General features: G+C 68.1%; 22 protein-coding genes and 2 pseudogenes. 17 read left to right on the forward strand and 7 right to left on the reverse strand.

Annotation, left to right across the window (positions count from 1 at the left end; genetic code table 11):
- Positions 1-7: 7 nt before the first annotated feature.
- Positions 8-1,387, reverse strand: a complete 1,380-nt coding sequence (locus DFS13_RS28805) for a glycosyltransferase family 87 protein (RefSeq protein ID WP_111442410.1) — start codon at positions 1,385-1,387, stop codon at positions 8-10.
- Complete coding sequence (locus DFS13_RS28810) at positions 1,384-2,622, reverse strand: glycosyltransferase family 87 protein (protein WP_060267121.1); 1,239 nt, start codon at positions 2,620-2,622, stop codon at positions 1,384-1,386. Before DFS13_RS28810 ends, DFS13_RS28805 begins: the two co-directional genes overlap by 4 nt.
- Positions 2,623-3,674: 1,052 nt before the next feature.
- On the opposite strand from DFS13_RS28810, the gene DFS13_RS28815 reads away from it, so the two are divergent.
- The 16 genes and pseudogenes from DFS13_RS28815 (at position 3,675) to DFS13_RS28885 (ending at position 16,670) form a co-directional block, all read left to right on the forward strand.
- The gene (locus tag DFS13_RS28815; protein ID WP_006483618.1) at positions 3,675-3,866 is read left to right on the forward strand and encodes a Flp family type IVb pilin; all 192 of its coding nucleotides are present in this window, start codon (positions 3,675-3,677) and stop codon (positions 3,864-3,866) included.
- A 140-nt stretch (positions 3,867-4,006) separates the two neighbouring features.
- On the forward strand, positions 4,007-4,198 hold the full coding sequence (locus DFS13_RS28820) for a Flp family type IVb pilin (RefSeq protein ID WP_006483622.1): 192 nt from the start codon (positions 4,007-4,009) through the stop codon (positions 4,196-4,198).
- An 82-nt stretch (positions 4,199-4,280) separates the two neighbouring features.
- Complete coding sequence (locus DFS13_RS28825) at positions 4,281-4,499, forward strand: Flp family type IVb pilin (protein ID WP_006498088.1); 219 nt, start codon at positions 4,281-4,283, stop codon at positions 4,497-4,499.
- 28 nt (positions 4,500-4,527) lie between these two features.
- The gene (locus DFS13_RS28830; RefSeq protein ID WP_059723828.1) at positions 4,528-5,067 is read left to right on the forward strand and encodes a prepilin peptidase; all 540 of its coding nucleotides are present in this window, start codon (positions 4,528-4,530) and stop codon (positions 5,065-5,067) included.
- A 43-nt stretch (positions 5,068-5,110) separates the two neighbouring features.
- Positions 5,111-6,511, forward strand: coding sequence for an ATP-binding protein (locus DFS13_RS28835; protein ID WP_111442411.1), 1,401 nt, complete (start codon positions 5,111-5,113; stop codon positions 6,509-6,511).
- Positions 6,512-6,546: 35 nt separating this feature from the next.
- Positions 6,547-7,386 (forward strand): Flp pilus assembly protein CpaB, encoded by an 840-nt coding sequence (cpaB, locus tag DFS13_RS28840; protein ID WP_034204006.1) that lies wholly within the window; start codon positions 6,547-6,549, stop codon positions 7,384-7,386.
- 104 nt (positions 7,387-7,490) lie between these two features.
- Positions 7,491-9,425: a type II and III secretion system protein family protein gene (locus DFS13_RS28845; protein WP_043205887.1), complete on the forward strand. Its 1,935-nt coding sequence runs from the start codon at positions 7,491-7,493 to the stop codon at positions 9,423-9,425.
- 20 nt (positions 9,426-9,445) lie between these two features.
- Positions 9,446-9,742, forward strand: a complete 297-nt coding sequence (locus tag DFS13_RS28850; RefSeq protein WP_006486293.1) for a hypothetical protein — start codon at positions 9,446-9,448, stop codon at positions 9,740-9,742.
- 25 nt (positions 9,743-9,767) lie between these two features.
- A complete protein-coding gene (locus DFS13_RS28855) occupies positions 9,768-11,039 on the forward strand; it encodes a pilus assembly protein TadG-related protein (protein WP_006498092.1) in 1,272 nt (423 codons plus the stop codon).
- A 13-nt stretch (positions 11,040-11,052) separates the two neighbouring features.
- On the forward strand, positions 11,053-11,589 hold the full coding sequence (locus DFS13_RS28860; protein ID WP_034204008.1) for a TadE/TadG family type IV pilus assembly protein: 537 nt from the start codon (positions 11,053-11,055) through the stop codon (positions 11,587-11,589).
- Entirely contained in the window at positions 11,586-12,029 is a 444-nt protein-coding gene (locus tag DFS13_RS28865) for a TadE/TadG family type IV pilus assembly protein (protein ID WP_006498094.1), read from the forward strand. The genes DFS13_RS28860 and DFS13_RS28865 overlap by 4 nt, the downstream gene beginning before the upstream one ends.
- Positions 12,030-12,051: 22 nt before the next feature.
- Positions 12,052-13,260 carry an AAA family ATPase gene (locus DFS13_RS28870; protein WP_111442412.1) on the forward strand — a complete coding sequence of 403 codons (1,209 nt, stop codon included), beginning with the start codon at positions 12,052-12,054 and terminating at the stop codon, positions 13,258-13,260.
- Between the two features lie 18 nt (positions 13,261-13,278).
- A complete protein-coding gene (locus DFS13_RS28875) occupies positions 13,279-14,646 on the forward strand; it encodes a CpaF family protein (RefSeq protein ID WP_006486287.1) in 1,368 nt (455 codons plus the stop codon).
- Positions 14,647-14,681: 35 nt separating this feature from the next.
- Positions 14,682-14,979 (forward strand): annotated as a pseudogene (locus DFS13_RS41235) (pilus assembly protein TadB); the annotation flags it as partial.
- Positions 14,980-15,071: 92 nt separating this feature from the next.
- Positions 15,072-15,659 (forward strand): annotated as a pseudogene (locus DFS13_RS41240) (type II secretion system F family protein); the annotation flags it as partial.
- A 36-nt stretch (positions 15,660-15,695) separates the two neighbouring features.
- A complete protein-coding gene (locus tag DFS13_RS28885) occupies positions 15,696-16,670 on the forward strand; it encodes a type II secretion system F family protein (protein WP_006486292.1) in 975 nt (324 codons plus the stop codon).
- A gap of 279 nt (positions 16,671-16,949) precedes the next feature.
- On the opposite strand, the gene DFS13_RS28890 is transcribed toward DFS13_RS28885, so the two are convergent.
- The 5 genes from DFS13_RS28890 to DFS13_RS28910 form a co-directional block, all read right to left on the reverse strand.
- Positions 16,950-17,900 (reverse strand): transporter, encoded by a 951-nt coding sequence (locus tag DFS13_RS28890; protein ID WP_059723888.1) that lies wholly within the window; start codon positions 17,898-17,900, stop codon positions 16,950-16,952.
- A gap of 36 nt (positions 17,901-17,936) precedes the next feature.
- Positions 17,937-18,464 (reverse strand): flavin reductase family protein, encoded by a 528-nt coding sequence (locus DFS13_RS28895; protein ID WP_006486282.1) that lies wholly within the window; start codon positions 18,462-18,464, stop codon positions 17,937-17,939.
- A gap of 5 nt (positions 18,465-18,469) precedes the next feature.
- A complete protein-coding gene (locus DFS13_RS28900; protein WP_111442413.1) occupies positions 18,470-19,708 on the reverse strand; it encodes a styrene monooxygenase/indole monooxygenase family protein in 1,239 nt (412 codons plus the stop codon).
- Positions 19,709-19,775: 67 nt separating this feature from the next.
- Positions 19,776-20,564 (reverse strand): SDR family oxidoreductase, encoded by a 789-nt coding sequence (locus tag DFS13_RS28905; RefSeq protein WP_080322790.1) that lies wholly within the window; start codon positions 20,562-20,564, stop codon positions 19,776-19,778.
- 40 nt (positions 20,565-20,604) lie between these two features.
- Positions 20,605-21,852 carry a dienelactone hydrolase family protein gene (locus DFS13_RS28910; protein ID WP_062885992.1) on the reverse strand — a complete coding sequence of 416 codons (1,248 nt, stop codon included), beginning with the start codon at positions 21,850-21,852 and terminating at the stop codon, positions 20,605-20,607.
- Positions 21,853-22,202: 350 nt separating this feature from the next.
- Between DFS13_RS28910 and DFS13_RS28915 the strand changes: the two genes are divergently transcribed.
- Positions 22,203-23,228, forward strand: a complete 1,026-nt coding sequence (locus DFS13_RS28915) for an AraC family transcriptional regulator (RefSeq protein WP_043205889.1) — start codon at positions 22,203-22,205, stop codon at positions 23,226-23,228.
- Positions 23,229-23,268: the final 40 nt, after the last annotated feature.

Raw genomic sequence — 23,268 nt, forward strand, 5'->3', positions numbered from 1 at the left:
TGGCGCTTTACCGGCCGGCGCCGAGCGTCGGGCGGCCGGTGCGGCGCATGCCGTGCGCCGGGCGGTGGTGCGGTCGGAGCGGGTGGGTGAACCCGGTCTCGGTCGAGGTGTCGCGCGCGTCGGGCAGCGACGGCACGTCGCGTCTTTCCCGGGCGATGCGGCTGACGAGCAGCGCGAGCGATGCGAGCGTCACGAGCGGCATGAACTGGAACGACAGGTGCGGCACGATCGCGAGGCCCGCGAGCGGCATCGGCCACAGCAGCATCAGCCATTCGCGATCGAAGTGCCGCCAGCCGTGCGTCCATGCATAGCGCGCGTACCACGCGATCACGATGCCGTACCACGTGAGGTCGTAGTCGTACAGATACGGGCTGACGAGCAGGCACGCGCACGCGAGGGTCGCGGCGCGCAGCGCGTACGAACACGCGCCGCGCCACGCGTAGACGACGGCGCTCGCGGCGGCCGCGGCCGACAGCAGCTGAACGCCGCGTGCGACCAGCGCGGGCCAGCCGGCCATCGTCGCGAGCGCGAACACGGTCGGCATGCGGGCGAGCTTCGCGTGGCCCGCATCGACGATCGCGTAGACGTTGCCGATCACGTGCATGAACGTGAGCCACGGGCCGATCCCGAACGCGAGCGTCGCGAGCGCGACGCTGACGGCGATCGTCGCGGCCCACGCGGCCAGCGCGCGCCATTGGCCCGCGCACAGCAGCGCGAGCGGGAACAGCACCGCGAGCTGCGGCTTCATCGTCAGCAACCCGAAGCAGATTCCGGCGCAGACGGGCCGCCGGTTCAACGCGAGCAGGCCGAGTGCGGCGAGCGTCGCGGTGAAGAGGCTCGTCTGCCCGACGATCACCGTGAGGAACGCACCGGGAAACGCGAGCGCGCACAGCCACGCGGCGTCGCGCTGCACCGTGGCGCGCATCGTCGCCGCGAACAGCGCGATCGTGATGCCGAGCCACAGCACGACCGCCAGCGTGTACGGCAGCCAGCCGAGCGGCAGCACGAACAGCAGCATCGTCGGCGGATAGAGCCACGGCAGCGTGCCGTCCGCGAGCGTCATCGTCGGGACCGCGAGCTTCTGGACCGCAAACAGCGCGGGGAAATGCCACGCGTCCGCGCCGTGACCGTGCGCGGCGAGCCACGCGGCGCTCCAGACCGGCGAGAAGTCCTGCGACAGCGGTTCCAGCGCGCCGTGGCGCGACAGGAGGACGCGGGTCAGGTAGATCGCGATGAACAGCAGCTCGGTCAGCAGCACGGCGGCCGCGTAGAGGCGCACGCGATCGCGGTTGAGCCAGTGCGGATGGCGGCGCGGGCCGGCGATCGGGAGTTCCGGATGCACGTCGGCGGCCGAATGCGCGTGGCGGGCGAACGACGGCGCTTTCATCGTGCGCTCCGGGATGCGAGCGCCGTGCGGCGCACGACGACGAACAGCACCGCGAGCAGCACGACCGGCCCGATCTGCGGCAGCTTCATCAGCCGGTTCAGCATTTCGAAGATCGGCAGCAGCCACGCCACCACGAGAATGCCCTGGTCGCCGGGCAGCCAGCCTTCGTCGAGGCCGTGTGCGATCAGGCAGAAGATCGCGATGCCGAGCCACGTCAGTTCGTAGTTCCACAGATATGGCGTCGTCAGCAGGGTGGCGACCGCCAGTACCGCCCCGCGCAGCCGCATGTCACGCGTGCGGCGCCAGACGTCGACGGCCGCGGCGAGCGCGACGAGCGCGACCGCCGCCTGGGCGGCCAGCGCGGCCGCCACCGGCGCGCCGGCGAGCCGCAACGCGGCGAACGGCGTCGGCGACGCGAGCCAGTACGACGCGAGCATGAAGTGCTGCGCGCGTACCGTCGACAGTGCGTGACTCAAGCCGTGCAGCGCGGCGGGGCCGGCCAGCGCCACGCCGGCCGCCGCGAACAGCGTCGCGCTGATCGCCGCCGCCGCGAAGGTGCGCCACGCACGCGTCGCGATCAGCACGAACGGGAACACGACGGCGAGTTGCGGCTTGATCGCGAGCAGCCCGATCAGCACGCCCGCCAGGACCGGACGCTTGCCGAGCAGATGCAGCGCGAGCGCGGCGAGGCCGGCGGTCAGGATGCTGTTCTGGCCGAACAGCGCGGACAGGCACACGGCCGAATACGCAGCGACGACGAACGCTGCGGCGCGTGGCACGGGAAGATGCGCGCGCAATCCCGACAACCGCGAGACAGCGAACGCGTAGCATAAAAGACTGCCCGCGGAAAAGAGGAGATATGCGGGCAGGAAAGGCACAAGGGCAACCGGCGCGACGAACAGCAACATCGTCGGCGGATAGAGCCAGGGAAGCGGCCGGTTTTGCAGATACGCACCGAAGTGCGCGAACTCGGCCTGCAGGAATGAGGACGTGTCGTAAGCCGCTGCGGCATGGCCTTGCAACACGAGATGCGATGCGGTCCAGAAGACCGAGAAGTCGGTGCCGGGGCGGGCGGTGGCGTTCGACGTGAAGCCGTCGGTCACGACCGCCCAGACGATCAGCAGCGCAGCGAAGAGCATCAGCATGATGCAGCTGTACGGAATGATCCGGTCGGCCGTCAGCCATTGAGCACAGCGTATTGCGCGATCGCGCGTTCCACGATTGGCTGTGTACATGATGCCCCGTCTGTCGTGTGGCCGCGTGGTCTGTCGCGGCCGTTTGATGTTGTGGTGCCTGCGGATCGAATCGCTCTGAAATGGCGTTGTCCGGTGAATTCATTGTTGAAGAAAAAATCGCGTGATGCAAACCACGCACGGCCGGCCGGCATTTAATGTGTTCAGCGATTCGGGTGAAAACCGCCATTTCTGGTATGAGAAAACGCCACCGCCGGGATTCATGTTTCTGGCCTGAAACATTCCGCGATTTTTACCGGCTGTGCGTGCCGCCGAACCCGCAGCGCGCGGGCGGTCTGCTGCGTTCGGGAAAATCCCGAGAAAATTTTTTAGGTCCTTCGTGCAGCGCCACGACGGGCTTTCGTGCCGGCCGCATGCGCCCGAACCGCATATATCAAAGTTGAAACATTTCGGCGGTCGGGCGTTTGGCGGAGGTTTGCATATATCGCTGAAACCCTTGATGCGTCTCGATTCCGACCGGGATGGTCCGCTCTTTGCGTAAGCGTTGGCACGGCAGTCGACGACGTGACGACCGGGCGGTTCCGGCAGGCAGCAGAGGAACCGGCTCACGAATCACCTGCGGAACAGACAGTCCGGAGCGCGTCGGGGAACACGCAGCTCCAGTCCGATCAACCGCGGCAACCGTCGTCGAACGACCCAAGAGACCCGGTGGATTCAGGGCAATAAGAAATCGGCATGGCAGTACATGGGGAATAAAAATGAAAGACCACAGCACGTCGCGGATCGCAAGCCGCGTTAAAGACACACTGCAGCTTTGCCGGGAGTTCATCTCCCGTTCAACTGGATTCCATGCGTCGAACGGCCGTCGCGCCGTTCCGGTCGATCGACTCGTCCGGTTCATCCGGCCGGTCGAACCGTACACGCGTCTCTCATGCTCCGCCTCGCCGATACCCGTTCGCACGGACAACGCTGGTCCACCCCGTTGCCGCGACTGATCGTCGGCTTCCGATTTTTCGAGTAGTGCCGGTGGTGCCCACCCCCCGACGTCCTGACCGACGAAGGGTATTTCATAGCAGTCCGAAAGGAGAATGCTCATGTCAAGAATCATCGAAAAGATCGCGTGGTTCGTCCAGGATCAGGACGGCGTGACGGCCATCGAGTACGGCCTGATCGCCGCGCTGATCGCGATCGGCATCGTCGCCGCGCTGGCGACGGTCGGTACGGATCTGAAGACCGTGTTCAGCACGATCGCCGCGGATCTGGACTCGGCGGTAGCAGGCATCTGATGGACGGTACGACGAACGGCTCGTTCGAATCGTTCGTCGGCGCCACACGGCATCAACGACATTCCTCGACGTATCGAAGCACGGTCATCCGACCAGCCGGTGCGCGAGGATTTTGAAAGTCACCACGCAAGGAGATCACCATGTCCAAGCTCATTCAACAAGCCAGCCGTTTCGTTCGCGATGAAGATGGCGTGACCGCCATCGAATACGGCCTGATCGCCGCGCTGATCGCAGTCGGCATCATCCTCGCGCTGTCGACCATCGGGAAGGACCTCAAGACCGTGTTCAGCACGATCGCGGCCGACCTCGATTCGGCGGTGGCAGGCATCTGATGGAGCGTGCCGCGGACGGCTCGGCTGGTGCAGCGTTCGAGCCGTCCCCGGCCATCCGACCAACCGGAAACCGGAGACCATCATGCAAGCCATCATGCGTGTCGCACGTTGCTGGATCGCCGACGAACGAGGCGTGACGTCGATCGAATATGCGCTGCTCGCGTCGATGTTCGCCATCGCGGTACTGGGTAGCGTCGTCACGCTGAAGGGCTCGCTCGGCGCTGCGTACGAGATGATCGCCGCGGCCGTGACGGCTGCCGTGACCACCGCCGTGACCACCGCGCTGTCCATGGTTTCCTGATCCACCGATTCGATTCGCGAGGTTCGCCATGTTTCCCGTTGCGCCGCCTTACCCGGTTCCGTTGTGCGTGACGCTGCTCGCGGTCGCCGCGGCCAGCACGGACATCGCGACCCGTCGTATTCCGAATCGTCTCGTCTTGCTCGGCCTGGTCGGCGCATTGATCGCCCAGTGCCTGTTGCACGGCGTGCCGACGGGCGTGCTCGGCTGGCTTGCCGGGGCGGCAACCGGCTTCGGCCTGCTGCTGCCGTTCTATCTGTTGCGCGGAATGGCGGCGGGCGACGTGAAGCTGATGCTCGCGATCGGCGCGTGGGTCGGCGCGGAAATGACCTTTTACATCGTGCTGGCCACGTTCCTGGCCGGCGGGATCGGCGCCATCGCCTACGCGCTGCTGCGCGGGCGGATGCGCCAGATGTGGGCGAACGTGCGCACGCTGATCGTGCGGCGCTCGCCAGCGGCGCGCGCCGAGGCCGACGACGGCCCCGCCGGGATCACATCGGTCGGCACGCTGCCGTACGGTGTGGCGATCGCGGCCGGCACGCTGGGCATGCTGTTCGCGTCGTGCGCATAGCGCGGCGGTTCCGTCACGAAGACGCAACGAGGACGCAACGATCATGAACACGAACCACACCGAACCGAGACGCGACGCGCAGGTGGCACACCTGCCCGATCCGCTGCCGTCGCGGGAGGTCCATACGAAGCTGGGCGCGCAGCTGCCGTTGGCGCCGCGCTCGCTCGCGGAAACCGGGCTGAGCATGGCGTTCGTCGGCGGCCTCGTGCTGAAGTCGACGCTGGTGCTCGGCCGCCCGTCGTACGGCGATCTGGTCGAGCGGCACTGCCTGCCGCTCGCGGTGCTCGACGAAGTCTTCGCGTTCCTGGTGCGCGAGCATCTGGTCGAGTTGACCCATCGCGGCGCGACCGATCTCGACGTGACGTTCCGCCTGACCGATGCGGGCCGCGTGCTCGCGCTCGAGGAACGGGAACGCAGCGGCTACAGCGGGCCCGCGCCGGTGACGCTGGATGCGTACCTCGCGAGCGTGGCCGCGCATTCGGTGCGCAAGCTGCACATCGGCCAGAGCGACGTGTGGGCCGCATTCGAAGGCGTCGTGATCGACACGGCGGTGCTCGATGCGGCGGCCGCCGCGCTGAACGCGGGACGGCCGCTGCTGATCTACGGCCCGGCCGGCAGCGGCAAGACCTTTCTCGCCGAACGGCTCGGCGCGCTGATGCACGGCCGCGTGCCGGTGCCGTACGCGATCTGCGCGGCCGGCGAAGTGATCCAGGTCTACGACCCGCTCGTGCACGTCGACGCGGAAGCCGCGGGCGCCGGCCAGTCGGTCGATCGCCGGTGGCGCCTGTGCGAACGGCCGGTCGTGATGTCGGGCGGCGAGCTGACGCTCGACGAGCTCGACCTGCGGCGCGACGAAGCGGCCGGCTTCTACCAGGCGCCACCGCACATGAAGGCGAACATGGGCATGTACGTCGTCGACGATCTCGGTCGCCAGCGCGTCGAGCCGCGCGACCTGCTCAATCGCTGGCTGCGTCCGCTCGATCGCGGCGTCGATTTCATGACGCTCGAATCCGGCAACCGCTTCGTGCTGCCGTTCGACGTGTGGCCGGTGTTCTCGAGCAACCTCGCGCCGGAGCAGTTCTGCGACGACGCGTTCATGCGCCGCCTCGGCTCGAAGCTGCACGTCGGCGCGATGTCGATCGACGACTACCGCGCGGTGTACGACGCCGCTTGCGCAGCGCTCGGGCTCGTGTCGGCGAGCGATGCGTTCGAGTTCCTGCTGCATCGGCTGCATCTGCCGACCGGCAAGGCGTTTCTCGCGTGCTTTCCGGCGGACCTGCTGCGCCTCGTGGCCGCCGGCGCGCGTTACCGCGGCGATCCGCCCGAGGTGACGCACGACGCGCTGTACGACGCGTGGGCGAGTTACTTCGGCGCGGCGCCTGAACGGGACGGCGGCCATCCGCCGCCCGTCGAGCGCGGAGGCCGGACGTTCGTCACCGGTTGAGCGGTTTCTTTCACGATTCGTCGAGGAGCATTGCCATGAAAAACAGTCGAGCGGTCATGATGCTGGTCGTCGCGATGATCGCGGGTCTTGCCGCGGTCGTATTCGCTTCCCACTGGCTGATGCAGACATCCACGAGCTCGGTCACGTCCGTCGCGGTGGCCACCACCGACCTGAACCTGGGCGAGCCGCTCGGGCCGAACCAGATCCACATGGTGAGCTGGCCGTCCGGCAGCGTGCCGACCGGCGCGTTCACCGACACGAAGGCGCTCGAAGGGCGGGTCGTGCGCACCAGCCTGTCGCGCGGCGAGCCGGTGATCGAATCGAAGCTCGCGCCGGTCGGCACGAAGGGCGGGCTGTCCGCGGTGATCGCCGACGGCAGCCGCGCGATCACGGTGCGCGTGAACGACGTGGTCGGCGTCGCGGGCTTCGCGCTGCCGGGCAACTACGTCGACGTGATCGTCAACACGCAGGAACAGCAGGGCAAGACCGACGGGCAGAGCATCTCGAAGATCGTGCTCGAGCACATCCTCGTGCTCGCCGTCGCGCAGCAGGTCAGCCGCGACGACACGGCGCCGAAGGTGGTCAACGCGGTGACGCTGGAAGTCACGCCCGACCAGGCCGAACGGCTCGACCTCGCGCGCAGCGTCGGCACGCTGTCGCTCGTGCTGCGCAACCAGGTCGACCAGAAGACGCTGAACACCGACGGTGCGACCAAGCTCACGCTGCTCGGCAAGGAGCCCGCACCGGCAGCGCCGCCGGCGCCCGTCCACGTACGGCCGGTCCGCGTGCACGTCGCCTCGCACGCGGCGCCGGAAGTGCGGCGCGACTGCGTCGGCGTGCTGACCGGCGTGAAGGGCAGCGTCGAATGTTTCTGAAGCAGATCGAACCAGCCAGACCAACAAACCGGCCGCCGGCAACGCGCGGCGGCCTTGGAAGTCGATAACCGGCACGGCGCCGGTCTCTCGGGGGATCAGACGAAATGAAGATCAAACCGCAACGCACAGGTACCGGCCCACTGCGCACACGCGTCGCACGGGGCACGATGATGACCGCGATCCTCTGTTCGGGATGGCTGACCGTGTATGGCGCGCTCGCGCAGGAAGGCATCGAATCGGCGGTGCTGACGAAGGGCGGCGCCAGCGCGCCGGCCGCGGTCGGCAAGGGGCCGATGCAGATGACGATCAGCATGGCGCCGGTGCCGGCCGCCGCGCCCGCCGCATCGGCGGGGCCGCTGCGCGGGCCGAACTGCGTGGGCGCCGTGCGCGAATCGACCAGCGTCGCCGTGCCGCTCGGCAAGTCGCTGCTGGTGCCGATGCCGGAGCCGGTGCGCAACCGGACGATCGGCAATCCGGCCGTCGCGCAGGCGACGATGGTGTCGCCGCAGACGCTGTACATCCTCGGGCTTGCGGTCGGCACGACCAACATGATCGTGCAGGGCAAGAGCGGTGCGTGCCGCGTGATCGACGTCGCGGTCGGCGCGGATGCCGGCGGCCTGCAGGCGTCGCTGCTGCAGCTGATGCCGAACGAGCGCGACATCCACGTGTCGACCGCGGCCGGCACGATCGTGCTGGCCGGCACCGTGTCGAGCTCGCAGGCCGCGCAGCAGGCCGTGCAGATCGCCCATGCGTACGGCGACAGCGCGGGCGATGCGGCGGGCGGCGGCAAGCAGGGCGGCGGCGTGCTCAACATGCTGAACGTCACGTCGCCGCAGCAGGTGATGCTCGAGGTGAAGGTGGCCGAGGTGTCGAAGACGCTGATCAACCAGATGGGCAGCGCATTCAACATCCAGGGCGGCTTCGGTTCGTGGAGCGGTGCGCTGGTCAGCAACCTGCTCGCGGGCGTCGCGAGCGGCGCGGTGTTCAACAAGGCGAACAACCGGCCGTTCAGCATCGCGGCCGACGCGCAGAACACCGACAACCTCGTCAAGATCCTCGCGGAGCCGAATCTCGTGACGATCAGCGGCCAGGAAGCGACGTTCCTCGCCGGCGGCAAGATCTTCATCCCGATCCCGCAGAGCAGCGGCAACGGCACGTCGTCGATCACGCTGCAGGAAGAGGAATTCGGCGTCGCGCTGAAGTTCACGCCGACCGTGCTGGCCAACGGCCGGATCAGCCTGAAGGTCGCGCCGGAAGTGTCGGAGCTGTCGCAGACGGGCGTCACGCTGAGCGCGACCAACATCGGCGGCACGTCGATCCTGCCGCTGATCACGACACGGCGCGCATCGACGACGGTGCAGATGAGCGACGGCGAATCGTTCGCGATCGGCGGGCTGATCAAGGACAACGCGACCGGCGCGCTGAAGGCGATCCCGGGTGTCGGCGAAGTGCCGGTGCTCGGCGCGCTGTTCCGCAGCACGTCGTTCCAGCAGGATCGCACCGAGCTGATCTTCCTGATCACGCCGCACCTGGTGAAGCCGCTGCAGACCGCGGACGTCGCGCTGCCGACCGACAGCTTCTCGAAGCCGAACGAAGTCGACGTGTATGCGACCGGCAACATGGAAGGCCGTGGCGGCGTGCGCAAGGCAGGCGCGCAGCCGATGCAACCCGCGAATGGCGCGGCCGCCGCCCCGCAGACCCCGGCCCAGGCCCCGGCGCCCGCGCCGGCGCCGCAATCGGAAGCCCCGGTCGCACCGGCCGCGCTGCCCGCGCCGCGTGCTCCGCAAGACGCCGACGTGCAGCCGCCGGTGCCGGCCGAGCCGCCGAAGGCGCCGGCGCCGGTCGCGGCCGCCGGCCCGCAGCCCGACCCGGCCACCGCGGCGCGTGTCGCGCGCATCGAAGCCGCCGCCGCGCGCCTCGCGGCAGCGGGCGCCGAACCGTCGGCCCAGCCGGCGGCGCGCCCGAAGCACCGGATCGCGGCGGCGCCCAAGGCGCAGATCGCGCGCGCCGGCGCGGAACCCCAGTCCACCGATCGTTGAAGCCATCCAAGGGGAAGCTCATGAAATCCGCCTACCTCGTATTCGTGCGCCGCGCGGCGCTCGCCGTTCCGCTCGCGTTCGCGCTTGCCGGCTGCATGTCGTCGACCCCGGTGTGGGACAGCCGCTTCGGCGACTCGGTCCGCACCGTGATGCAGGCCCAGATCATCGATCCGCATGCCGGCGAGCATCCGGCGTCGGCATCGGGGATCGACGGCAGTGCCGCCGCGGCCGCACTCGACAACTACGACAAGTCGTTCAAGCAGACCGTGCCGCCCGCCAATGCGTTCGTGATCGGCATCGGCAAGGCTACCCAGTAACGACACCACGCTCAGGGAGAACGCCATGAACAGCGCAGCCCGCCATCCGAAAGTCACGCGTCGCGGCCTGCATCGCCAGCGCGGTGCCGTCGCGATCATCGTCGGCCTTTCGCTGGCGGTGATGATCGGATTCGTTGGGCTCGCGCTGGATCTTGGCAAGCTGTACGTCACGCGCAGCGAACTGCAGAACAGCGCCGATGCCTGCGCGCTGTCCGCCGCGCGCGACCTGACTTCGGCGATCAGCCTGTCGGTGGCCGAGGCCGACGGCATCGCCGCCGGTCACCTGAATTTCGTGTTTTTCCAGAAAACGTCGGTGCAGATGTCGACGAATGCGAACGTCACGTTCAGCGATTCGCTGACCAACCCGTTCCTGACCAAGAGCGCGGTCACGAAGCCGGCGAGCATCAAGTACGTGCAGTGCACCGCGACGCTGAGCAACATCGCGCACTGGTTCATCGAGGTGCTGAACGTGCTGCCGGGCACGAAGCTCGCGAATGCGGCGGAAGTGTCGGCGAGCGCGATCGCGACCGTCGGCGGCGGGCAGACGACCTGCGCGATTCCCGTGTTCGTGTGCCGCGGTCCGTCCGATCCGGCCTACAAGGTCGGCGACTGGATCTCGTCGCCGTCCGGGTCGTCGTCGACCTACGGGCCCGGCAACTTCGGCTGGGCGGCGCTCGACGGCTCGACGAACGAGACGACGCTCGCGAGCGAGCTGTCGGGCAATACCTGCAACATCACGAGCCCGCCGGACCTGAGCACCACCGGCTTGAAGTCGGCGTCGCAGCGGGCCTGGAACACGCGCTTCGGGATCTATACGAACGGCGCGAACGGCTCGAGCGGCCAGCCCGACTTCACCGGCTACGCGTACGTCGGGCCGAACTACGGGCCGCCGGGAACGCCGGGCATCAAGGGTGACGCGTACACGCAGTTCGTGGCCGACCGCGCGAGCTTCAAGCCTTACCAGGGCGACGGCGCACCGCCGTCGGGCAGCGGCATCGCGACCAACGGCACGGCGACGGCGAGCAACTACACGACCTACGGCAGCGATCGGCGCCTCGCGCTCGCGCCGGAAGGCGACTGTTCGACGCTGAAGGGCAACAGCGGCAAGGTGCACGTCACGCAATGGGATTGCGTGCTGATGCTCGATCCGCTGCCGTTCAGCGCCGGCAGCGGCCCCGTGGTGGCGCACCTCGAATACCTCGGCTCGTCGGTTTCCGGCAACAACCCGTGCGCGACGCACGGCTTGCCCGGCAGCGGCAGCGCGTCCGGAACCCAGGTTCCGATGCTCGTTCAATAGCGGAGAGACGATCATGAAGAAGCCGTCGATTCGTCGTTCGCGCACCCGCGGCGCCGTCGCCGTCGAGTTCGCGCTCGTGCTGATGCCGATGATCATGCTGGCGACCGGCGTGGCCGAGTTCGGCCGCGCGATCTACCAGTACGAGACGCTGACCAAGGCGACCCGCGACGCGGCGCGCTACCTGTCGGTCTGGCTGCCGACCGACAGCGCGTATCCGGTGGCGCAGGCGCAGTGCCTGGTCGTGTACGGCAGCACGACGTGCGGCTCGGCCGGCAGCGAGCTGGTGCCCGGGCTCAAGACGTCGATGGTCACGATCTGCGACGCACAGCACACGACCGGCTGCAGCGACGCGTCCGACCCGTCGCAGTTCGCGAACCTGCCGACCTACGACGCGAACAACAACAGTTCGTCGAGCGGCTCGGCGGCGGGCGCGATCAACGTCGTCGAAGTGAAGATCAGCGGCTACAAGTACCAGCCGATTCCCGCGTACCCGGGACTGCCGTCGATCACCTTCGGCAACATCGTCACCGTGATGAGGCAAGTGTCATGAACGCACGCCGCTTTCCGCCATCACGCCGGCGCGCCCAGCGCGGCGTCGCGATCGTCGAGTTCGCCCTCATCGCGTCGGTGCTGATCATGCTGCTGATCGGCATCTTCGAATTCGGTCGCGTGCTGTTCTACTGGAATACCGCGAGCGAGGCCGTGCGTCTCGGCGCGCGCACGGCGGTCGTCTGCGACGTGAACGCCGCCGGCGTCGTGAAGCGCGTGCGGTCGCTGCTGCCGCTGCTGTCGGACGCGAACGTGTCGGTCAGCTACACGCCGACGAGTTGCGACATCAACACGTGCTCGTTCGTGACGGTGAGCGTCACGAACGTCACCGTCAAGACCATGATCCCGTTCGTGAACGTCACGGTCAGGATGCCGCCGTTCACGACGACGCTGCCGCGCGAAAGCCTGAGCTCCGCGACGGGCGGCTCCGCCTGCAACTAATCGAACACACGAGGCACACGACATGATCAACATCCTCGTAGCTTCCGACGATACCGCGCGGCTCACGCAGATCGCGCGTCTCGTGGCCGACTGCGGACGCTATCGCACGACCCGTGCGACCGGCCGCCCGTCGCAGATCGAGCATCGCACCGACGGACTCGACGCGTTCGACATCCTGCTGGTCGACGGCACGTCGCTCGAGCCGTCCGAGCTGCCGGCGATCGAGCGCATCTGCCGCGCGCACGCGGGCCTGACCTGCATCCTCGTGACGGCCGACGCGTCGCCGCACGTGCTGCTCGACGCGATGCGCGCGGGCGCACGCGACGTGCTGCAGTGGCCGCTCGACCCGCAGGCGCTCGGCCACGCGCTCGGACGGGCGGCCGTGCAAAGCACGCGGCGTGATACCGACGACACGCGGATCGTGTCGTTCATGTCGTGCAAGGGCGGGGCCGGCACGAGCTTCGCGGCCGGCAACGTCGCGTTCGAGATCGCCGAGGGCTTCAAGCGCCGCGTACTGCTGATCGACGTGAACCAGCAGTTCGCCGACGCGGCGTTCCTCGTCAGCGACGAAACCCCGCCGTCGACGCTGCCGCAGCTGTGCGCGCAGATCGAGCGGCTCGACAGCGCGTTTCTTGACGCGAGCGTCGCGCACGTGACGGAAAACTTCCACGTGCTCGCGGGCGCCGGCGACCCGGTCAAGGCCGCCGAGATGCGCGAGGACGCGCTCGAGTGGATTCTCGGCGTCGCCGCGCCGCGCTACGACTTCGTGATCTTCGACGTCGGCGTCGGCATCAACCCGCTGTCGATGGTCGCGCTCGATCGCAGCGACCAGATCCAGATCGTGCTGCAGCCCGCGATGCCGCACGTGCGCGCCGGCCGCCGGCTGCTGGAGATCCTCGTGTCGCTCGGCTACTCGACCGACCAGCTGCGGCTGATCGTGAACCGCGCGACGCGCGCGAGCGAGCGGACCCGCACCGCGCTCGAGGAAGTGCTCGGCCTGCAGGCGGCCTGCACGATTCCCGACGACGCCGAGACCGTGCTCGAAGCGATCAACCAGGGCCATCCGGTGTCGCGGCTCGCGCGCGGCTCGGCGGTCGCGCGTGCGTTGCAGGGCTGCGCGAAGCAACTCGTCGACGGCGACGTGCGCGCGGGACGCAGCGCGACGCACAGCGAACCGTTGATGTCCCGGCTGTTCGGCCGCAAGGCCACGCCGAAGCTCAAGTCGATGTAATTCTTTCGGGGAATCATCATGTCATTGCGCGAACAGATGTCCTTGCACCGGGCCCAGCCGCTGGCGGCAGGCAACGAACCGGCCGGCCCGGCGCATTCGTCGGTGCGCGACGCATACCAGAAGCTGCGTCGCGAAATCCACCTGGCCGTGCTCGAGCGCGTCGAGCTCGAGCGCCTGTCGCGGCTGCACCAGGATCAGGTCCGCATGGAGATCGGCGCGCTGATCGCGCGCATCCTCGACGAGGAGCGGCTGCCGGCGAACGACATCGAGCGGCGCCAGCTCGCGATCGACGTGTACGACGAGATGTTCGGCTTCGGCCCGCTCGAGGCGCTGCTGCGCGACCCCGGCATTTCCGACATCCTCGTGAACACTTACCGGCAGGTCTACGTCGAGCGCTGCGGCCAGCTCGAACTGACCGACGTGACGTTCTACGACGACGCGCACCTGATGAAGGTGATCGAGAAGATCGTGTCGCGCGTCGGGCGCCGCATCGACGAATCGAGCCCGATGGTCGACGCGCGGCTGCCGGACGGTTCGCGCGTGAACGCGATCATCCCGCCGTCCGCGATCGACGGGCCGCTGATGTCGATCCGGCGTTTCGCGGTCAATCCGCTGAAGATGGACGACCTGGTGCGCTTCCACAGCCTGACGCCGCCGATGGCCGAGCTGCTCGACGCGCTGTCGCGCGCGAAGGTGAACGTGCTGGTGTCGGGCGGCACCGGCAGCGGCAAGACGACGCTGCTCAACATCCTGTCCGGCTTCATTCCGCGCAACGAGCGGATCGTGACGATCGAGGACGCCGCCGAGCTGCAACTGCAGCAGCCGCACGTGCTGCGGCTCGAAACGCGCCCGCCGAACATCGAGGGCAAGGGCGAGATCACGCAGCGCACGCTGGTGCGCAACGCGCTGCGGATGCGCCCGGACCGGATCATCCTCGGCGAAGTGCGCGGCGCCGAAGCGCTCGACATGCTCAACGCGATGAACACCGGTCACGAAGGCTCGCTCGCGACGATTCACGCGAACACGCCGCGCGACGCGCTGACGCGGCTCGAGAACATGGTCAGCGTCTCCGGCCTCACGCTGCCGCCGAAGACGATGCGCCAGCAGATCGCGTCGGCGATCTCGGTGGTCGTGCAGGCGGCGCGGCTGACCGACGGCAAGCGCAAGATCATCAGCATCCAGGAGCTGACCGGAATGGAAGGCGACATCATCAACATGCAGGAGATCTTCACGTTCAAGCGCACCGGCGTGGACCGCGACGGCTCGGTGCGCGGCCACTTCTGCGCGACGGGCGTGCGGCCGAAGTTCGTCGAGCGGCTGCAGGCGTTCGGCATCAACCTGCCTGATTCGCTGTACGACCCGTCCGTGCGTTACGAGACGGATTGACGCCAGGGCGCCGTGTGCTGCCGGGGAGAGGCCTCATGAATGCGATCTTTTACGGTTTTGTGATTCTCACCTTCGTCGCGGTCGTGCTGTCGATCGAAGGCATCTATCAATGGTGGAACGCGCGGCACGGCACCGCCGCGCGCCGGATCGAATCGCGCATTCGCGCGATGTCGGCCGGCGGCAACGTCCAGCAGGAGCGGCTGTCGATCCTGAAGAAGCGGATGCTCGACGAGTCGAAGCCGTTCGACCGGCTGCTGCTGCGCCTGCCGCGCGTGCATACGCTCGATCTCGTGATCCAGCAGTCGGGCCTCGACTGGACGCTGCCGAAGCTGATCACGCTCAGCGCGACGTTCGCGGCGCTCACGTGGTTCGTGGCGAGTTTCATGCGGTTGCCGCAGCTCGCCGCGGTGCCGCTCGCGCTGTTCGCCGGCTGGCTGCCGATGCTGTACGTGCTGCGCTGCCGCGCCCGGCGGATGCGCAAGCTCGAGCGGCAATTGCCGGACATCTGCGACATGATCGCGCGCGCGCTGCGTTCCGGTCATTCGTTCACGAGCACGCTCGGGATGGTCGGCGACGAGTTTTCCGAGCCGATGGGCGGCGAATTCCGCGTCACGTTCGACGAGGTCAACTACGGCGTGTCGTTGCACGACGCACTGATGAACCTCGCGACGCGCGTGCCGGTGCAGGATCTGCGCTACTTCGTGATCGCGGTGCTGATCCAGCGCGAGACGGGCGGCAACCTGGCCGAGTTGCTCGACAGCATCGCCGGACTCATTCGCGAGCGCTTCAAGCTGTTCGACAAGGTGCGCGTGCTGTCGGCGGAAGGGCGGCTGTCCGCGTGGATTCTCGGGCTGCTGCCGTTCGGCACCGCGGCGGTGATGGCGCTGCTGAACCGCGAATTCCTGTCGGTGCTCTGGGAGGATCCGGCCGGGATCCGGATGGTCGGCACGATGCTGGTGTCGATGCTGTTCGGCCTGTTCTGGATCCGCCGTATCGTCCGCATTCGCGTCTGACGCGCGAGCCGAATAACGAACCGTTGCGAGGTTGTCATGCAAAACCTGAGCGTGGTCCAGGCCGTGATGCTGGGCGGCTTGTTCATCTTCGTGGCCGGCGGCGTGCTCGTCGCGATGCTGCTGTTCGCGCCGCGCAGCATCCAGCGCCGGATCGAGCAGGCGGGCGGCGCCGGGGCGGGCGCCATCGCCGGCCCGGGCGACGGCGACGACCTGGCGTCGCGCTGGGTCGCGAAGCTGGTCGAGTTGTCCACCCCGATCTCGAAGCTGTCGGTGCCGAAGGAGGGCTGGGAGAATTCGCCGCTTCGCATCCGGCTGATGAATGCCGGCTGGCGCAACCCGAGCGCGGCCGCGCTGTACTTCACCGCGAAGACGATGCTCGCGCTCGGCCTGCCGTGCGCGGCGCTGCTGGTGCTGATCACGACGTCGCTCGGCGACGAGCGCGCGCTGCTGTCGGTGATCCTCGTGGCGCTCGCGGGGATCGGCTACTACATCCCGAACGTCGTGCTGTCGCAGCGGGTCAAGGTGCGCCAGCAGAAGATCTTCGAGGATTTCCCGGACGCGCTCGACCTGCTGACGGTGTGCGTCGAAGCGGGGCTCGGGCTCGACGCGGCGCTGATGAAGGTGAGCGAGGAGCTGCGGTTTCGCAGCGAGGTGGTCGCGAGCGAACTCGACCTGCTGCTGCTCGAGATGCGCTCCGGCTTCACGAAGGAGACGGCGCTGCGCAATCTCGCGCTGCGCACCGGCGTGGAGGACATCGAGTCGTTCTGCGCGATGCTGATCCAGGCCGACCGGTTCGGCACGAGCATCAGCGAATCGCTGCGCGTGCTGTCCGACATGCTGCGCACGCGGCGCCGGATGCGCGCGGAGGAACGGGCGGCGAAGATCGCGCTGAAGCTGCTGTTCCCGCTGATCTTCTGCATCTTTCCCGCGCTGATGGTGGTGCTGCTCGGCCCGGCGATGATTCACGTCTATCGCGTGCTGCTGCCGACGTTCGTTGGCATCGCGCAGTGAGCGGCGCGCGGATGCGGCTTCGCGCGCATCGATAAAGGCTGGATGTGCCGGCCCCCGGGCCACCCGCTGGCCATCCGGCGGCCGGCACGGCAACAGGCTTCATGGAGGCTCCCTCCCCAGGCGGCGCCGCGAGACAGGTCGACCATAGCGGCGTCAATGCATCCTGGACCCATGGTCGGCCATGGAACAAGCCGTAGTCCACCGCCTTCACGGCTGCCCCCTACTGCTAACCCGTTGAAGCGGCGGCGCCACGTAGCGGGGCAGCCGGCGCGCCGCGCGTCACTGGAAGTGATGCACGTAGCGCAGCACCATCCGCGTGCCCTGCGGCCGGTTGCGCGCATAGGTCTCGAAGTACGCGTTGAACAGCAGGTGATCGTGCGGCGAGAAGCTGACCATCGCCCCCGGCCCGATCGCGAATACTGCTTCGCGCGTGCCCGGCACGTCCTGTCCGTTGGCCTTCATGTCGGTGGTCTGGCGCAGCCAGTAGCCGTTGAGCCCCAGCCGCAGGCCGGGCCGCACTTCGTACTCGGTCGCGAAGTTCACGTGGAGCGCCTGGCCGGCCTGCGTCGACGTCACGTCCGGGCCGAGTGCCGTGGCCGGCTGATGGTTGGTCGCGTTCCACAGATAGTGCAGCCGCCACGACACGGTCCATTTCGGCGTGAGCCACAGCGTCGCCGCCCAGTACGGATCGAACGACCAGAAATGGCTGCCGGGATTGATCGCGCGCGACGGATCGTACGCGCCGGTCGGCACGATGAACTGGAATTCGACGCGCTGTGCGAAGCGCGGGCCCTGCGCGCCCATCACCGGGTCGAACTGGATGAACGGGCCGATCAGCAGATCGCCGAAGCCGGCGCGCGCATTCAGCGCGACGTTGCCGATGCCGTCGTCGGTGCGCGCGGACGCAATCCATGGCAGGATCACGTCGAGGCCCGGATGCATGCCCGCGAACGTCAGCGGCGACTGATAGACGAGCTGGCTCAATCCGGCGAACAGGTCGATGTCCTGCTTCGGCAACCCGACCTTGTTGCCCGCATTGTCGTTGACGCGGCCGGCCGTGTAGTACTGCAGATACTGCGTGCCGTACCAGCCGGCGCCGGCCGGCGGCATCCCGTCGAGGAAACTGGTCATGCCGAGGTTGACCGCGGGCAGGTCGGCCGCCCGCGCGGGGCCGGCGAGGCCGGCGATCGCGAAGCCTGCGGCGACGAGCAGGCGAGAGCCGATTTTCATGTTCACCACCTTCTGGTTATTCGTTTGTATGACTAATTAAAAGGAACGTAAAAGATCGGGATGGTCGGTGATCGCGCGATACTGGCCGGCATGGAACACGAGCGGCGCCTTGCCGAATGCGTCGAACCGTTCGATCTCGCCGATGAAGAGCAGGTGGTCGCCGCCTGCGTAGTGGCCGACGTTGCGGCACACGAAGCGCGCGCTCGCGCCGGCGAGGCACGGCACGCCGCCGCTCTCCGATGCGACGTGCGGCACGCCGTCGAACTTGTCGGCGCTGGGTGTCGCGAAGCGCCGCGACAGGTCGATCTGGTCGTGCGCGAGGATGTTGATCGCGAAGTGCGTGGCCGCGACGAAATCCGGGCGGCTCGGCGCGACCTTGCGCAGGCTCCACAGCACGAGCGGCGGATCGAGCGACAGCGACGAGAACGAATTCGCGGTGAGGCCCACCTTGCGCCCGTCGGCCGCGCACGTGGTGATCACGGTGACGCCGGTCGGGAACTGCCCGAATGCGGCGCGCAACTGCATCGGGTCGAGGGCCGCGCGGTCGGTAACGGTCGTTTCCATGGCGGTTACTCCGCACGCACGCTGTGTTCGCGGATCAGCGCCGCGCAGGCCGACGGTTCGAACCACCACGGCGCGAACTGGCGCGGGTCGTCGAAGCCGTCGACGATCGTTTTCGCGAGCGACGGCGACTGGCCGGCCGCGCCGAGCAGTTCGAGAATGTGCGGCGGCGGCGGGGTGAGCAGCGAGTTGGTCCAGCGCACGACATGCTGCGCATAGGCCCAATAGCCTTCGAAGGTCTGCTGCATCCAGTCTTCGCCGAACGGCGCGGCGCCGCGCGCGACGATCGCGTCGAAATACGCGTTCGCGCATTTCGCGGCGTTGTTCGAGCCCTGGCCGGTGATCGGATCGTTCACCACCACCGCATCGGCCATCCCGAACACGGTGCGGCCCGACGGCAAGCGGAAGAACGGCTTGCGCACGGTCGGCGCGAAACGTCCGGCCAACGTGCCGTTCGGATCGGTGAGTTCGACGTCGCGGCAGCGTTCGAATTCCCACGGCACGTACTGCTGCAGGAACGACAGGCTGCGGTCCAGATGCTGCTCGGGCGTCTTCACGTCGGCCCAGCAGTCGAGCGGGCCGCCCGGGATGCCTTCGAACACCATGATTTCGCACGGGCCCGTGGTGGTCAGCGCGGGAAACACGAAGTACTCGCCGATGCCCGGCAGCAGGTTGAAGCGTACGCGCGAATACGGCTCGCTCGGCGTCATCCCTTTTACGTAGGTGAGGGCCAGCGCGCGCTGCGGGCGGTCGAACGGGCTGCGTGCGTCGTCGCGTCCGAGCAGGCCGACGATGTCGCCCTTGCCGGCCGCGAGCAGCACGAGGTCGTGGTTGCGCGCGAGTGCCTCGAGTTCGGGCACGCCGATGTCGGCGATGCGCACGTCCGCGCCGCGGCGGCGCACGCCGTCGAGCCAGTCGGCCATCTTCACGCGCTGGTCGACCGACTGCGCGTAGCGGGTGAGGCGCGACGACCAGTCGATCGCCTTGCGGCAGTGGCCGTCCGGGTGCGGCACCGCGATGCCGATGCCTTCGACGGCCGGGCACGCTTCCTCCCACGTATTCAGGCCGAGATCGCGCTCGATCTGCAACGACGTGTGGAACATGCACTGGCTCGACATGACCTTGCCCGTGCGAATCTGCTCCGCATCGCGGTTGGTCGCGAGCGTGACGTGGTAGCCCTGGTCGAGCAGGGCGAAGGCGAGTTGCAGGCCGGACTGGCCGGCGCCGACGATAGCGATGCGTCTCATGGGAATGTCCTCGGTTGGCCGCGTGACGGCCGGAATGGTTGCGGGAAGCAGCGGCGACGCGGCACGGTCACTCCGCGAGCCGCGGAATCGCCGGCACCGCCTGTTCGGGGCCCATCGCGGCATAGCCGCCGTCCACCGCGTAGTCGGCGCCCGTCACGAAGCTCGCCGCGTCGCTGCACAGGAACGTGACGACCTGCGCGACTTCCGACGGATCGCCGACGCGCCCGAGCAGGTGGAACGGCGCGGCGACGCGATCGGTCTTCGCGCGGTCGCCGTGCGTCATCTCGTCCATCACGCGCGACCAGGTCCAGCCCGGCGATACCGAGTTGACGCGGATGCGATCGGGTGCGAGATCCATCGCCATGCTGCGCGTGAGCTGGCGGATCGCGGCCTTCGAGGTCGGATACAGCCAGCGGCCGGTTTGCGCGCACTGCGCGGAGATCGAGCTGAAGTTCACGATCGCGCCGCCGCCGCGCCGGGCCATGTGCGGATGCACGGCCTTCGCGAGCATCGCGGCCGACACGACGTTGACGTCCATCGCGGCAAGCCAGTCGTTGCGGGTCGCGTGGATGCCGTTGTCGACATAGCTGCACGCGAGGTTGACGAGCACGTCGATCGCGCCGAACCGCTCGACGATCGCCGCGACCGCGCGCTCGATCGCACGGTCGTCGGTGATGTCGAGCGCGAGGAACAGCGCCCGTTCGCCGAGCGACGCGGCCACGCGTGCGCCGTTGTCCGCATCGAGATCGAGGATCGCGACGCATGCACCGGCGCGGCTCAGGTCCTGCGCGACCGCGGCGCCGATCAGCGTGGCGCCGCCGGTGACGAGCGCGACTTTGCCAGCAAGGGCATTCATGGAGTGTCTCCGGGAATCGTGGGGGGAGGGAAAGGGCGCGTCAGTGCGTATCCGTCGATGGCGTGCTGTCGTGCCAGCGGCGCATCAGGCCGTTCGACGGGACGGTTTCGTCGAGCAGCTTGCGGGCCGTGTCGACGCCCGCCACCGGCAGGCCGGCCGGGTCGAGCAGGCCGATCTGCACGAGCACGCTCGCCTGGTCCCAGTAGATGTGCTCGTGATAGAGCTTGTCGCCGCGAAACTTGACGATCGCGACGAGCGGAATCTCGACGCGCTTGCCGGTCGGCGCGACGCCCGGCAGCATCCAGTCGATCTCGGTGGTGTGCGTGAAGCGGAACAGCAGCTCGTCGACGATCTGGCTCGCGCCGATCGTGCGCGAGATCGGCGTGATCGTCGTGTCGGGCGGGTTTGCATGCACGAAGTGATGCGTGTAGAAGCGCTTGAGCTCGTCGTGGCCGACGCCGCCCGTCAGCGTCGGAATATGGTTGACGTACGGCTCGGCGACCATCGTGGCCATCGTCGCGTCGACGTTGCGCGTGTCGAACTCGTGCTTCAGGTGCGTTTCCCACAGCGCGGACAGGTCGTAGCGCGGGCCGAGCGCGGCGCGGAACGCGGCGATCGCGCGCTGGTGGGCCATGACCGCGGCGGCCTTGTCGAAATGATCGCCGCCGGCGCGGGCGAATGCATGATCGACGCCGGGGTAGACGTAGACTTCGACGCCGTCGCGGCCCGCCAGCGCAGCCGCGATGCGCTGCTGCGCGTCGGGCGGGCAGAAGCGGTCCAGCTCCGCGATCTGCAGCACCAGCCGCCCGTGCAGGTGCGCGGCTTCGTCCAGCGCGTGCTCGATGCCCACGCCGTAGTAGCTGACCGCCGCGGCCACGTCCGGCAGCCGGCACGCGGCGAGATACGCGAGCTTGCCGCCGAGGCAGTAGCCGAGCACGCCGGCCTCACCCGTGCATTCCGGCCGGCGGCGGAGCACGGCCAGCGCGGCGCCGATGTCCTCGACGCCCTTGTTTTCGTCGTATTCGCGGTAAAGGGCCATCGCGCGCTCGAAATCGGCCGCCGTATCATCGAGCTCGATGCCCGGGGCCTGGCGCCAGAACAGGTCCGGCACGAGCACCGTATAGCCTTCCTCGGCGTAATAGTCGGCCACGTCGCGCATCGTCGCGTTCGCGCCGAAGATCTCGTGACAGAGCACGATGCCCGGCCCGGTGCCGCCGGCCGGCGTGCTCAGGTACGCGCGGAACGCGCCGCCGTTCGGCGATGGAATCTCGATGTGACGTCCGTTCATGGGTCCCTCCATGCGGTTGGTTTCGGTGACGGCCCAGTATTGGCGGCCGAAATGGGCGTTTCTATCCGCTTTCTTCGGCCGGTATCCGCGAATTCCGGAAACCTGCGGCAGCGGCTGCCGCAGGCCGGCGGGCCGGGGCCGAGTGCGGGTATGTGCGGATGCGGAAGGCCCGCACAGTTTTCTACGATGCGCGAACGGTCCGCTTCTTGCGTGGCTTGCGCGGGACTTGCGTGTTTCGTAGGACGGACTGTCCGGATACTCCGGGCGCTGTCCGGATCGTGCGACGCATTCCCCGATAGCGGGAATGCATGCACGGCGCGAGTGCGATCGAGCACGACGGGAGAACTTCGATGGCGCAATTTTTCGAAACCGGCTGGCTGGCCGATGCCGCCTGTTTCAATCACGACACGCTGCTGCTGCAGTCGAACGACGTCGACGAGGTGCGCGCACGCGTGGCCGATGTGTTCAAGCCGCACCGGCTCACGCCGACCGGCGAATCGCGCGCGCTGCACAGCTGCATGCACCATGCGCGCTGGGGCAACCTGTCGTTGAACCTGCTCGATTACGGTGGCGGCGTCAGCATCGAGCCGGGGCCGCTCGAACATTTCTTCCTGCTGCAGATTCCGCTGCGCGGCGACGCCGAGATCGAATGCGGCGCGACGCGCTTCGTGTCGTCACCGGGCACCGCGTCACTGCTTTCGCCGACGCTGCCGTTGAAGATGCGCTGGGGCGACGCGTGCCCGCAGGTAATCCTGCGCATTGAGCGCGAAGTGATGGAGCGTCACGCGCAGCGGCATTTCGGCGACGACCGGCGTGCGAGCGTCGAATTCGAACCGGAATTCAGCCTGTCGTCGCCGCAGGGCGCCTGTCTCGCGCAACTACTGCCGGTGCTCGCCGGCGCGATCGCGACGGACGCGCATCCGTTGCGCCATCCGCTCGCGTTCGAGCAGCTCGAATCGACGCTGCTCAACCTGCTGCTGCACGGCCACCCGAACAGCGCACGCGACGGTGCGCGGCCTCGGCCGACTGCGCTCGCGCCGTTCTATGTGCGGCGCGTCGAGGAATACATTCGCGCGCATCTCGACGAGCCGCTGACGATCGAACGGCTCGCCGATCTCGCCGGCGTCAGCCCGAGCACGCTGTTCGCCGGCTTTCGCAATCGCCACGGGATCACGCCGATGGGCTTCGTGCGGCAGTTGCGGCTGCAACATGTCCGCGAGGAACTGCTGGCCGACGACACGCCGGGGCTCGCGTCGGTCACCGATATCGCGCTGAAATGGGGTTTCGCGCACCTCGGGCGCTTCGCGATCGAGTACAAGCGGGTGTTCGGCGAATCGCCGTCGGCGACGCTCAGGATGCGGCGCGTGCGGGGGTGAACGCGACGGCGGGCGCGCTGTCCCGCCGTGGCGAAGGGCG

This window comes from Burkholderia sp. 28_3 (genome assembly GCF_003253915.1).
GTDB lineage: Bacteria > Pseudomonadota > Gammaproteobacteria > Burkholderiales > Burkholderiaceae > Burkholderia > Burkholderia cenocepacia.